Source organism: Deinococcus alpinitundrae (genome assembly GCF_009982895.1).
In the GTDB taxonomy this organism is placed as follows: Bacteria; Deinococcota; Deinococci; order Deinococcales; family Deinococcaceae; genus Deinococcus; species Deinococcus alpinitundrae.
The window spans coordinates 1-257 of record NZ_WXZL01000349.1 but is presented as its reverse complement, the minus strand read 5'-3'; the positions used below and the strand labels follow the sequence as shown (position 1 = coordinate 257).

At 56.8% G+C, this 257-nt stretch carries 1 protein-coding gene; it reads left to right on the top strand.

Translation table 11 applies throughout. From position 1 onward, the window contains the following. Positions 1-257, top strand: a 257-nt coding sequence (locus tag GUI70_RS23705; RefSeq protein ID WP_202630621.1) for an oxidoreductase, incomplete at both ends; no start/stop codon positions are given.

The following is a 257-nucleotide window of genomic DNA, read 5'->3' as shown; positions in this document are numbered from 1 at the left end:
GCGTATTCTTGAGCTCTGCCAGGAGAAGGTCGATATCATCAACGTCTCTGCGGCGCAGAACGACAACCTGAATCTGCAAATCGATCAGATGTCGCTGGAGGATGGCTGGAAGCGCTATCTCTCCCGCGCGGTGCGCGATAAATTCCATAAACCCACGGTCATCGCCGGCAATATTCGCACTCCGCAGGTAGCCGAAGATATCCTCGCCAGCGGCGATGCCGATCTTATCGCCATTGGCCGCGGTCTGATTGCCGAGC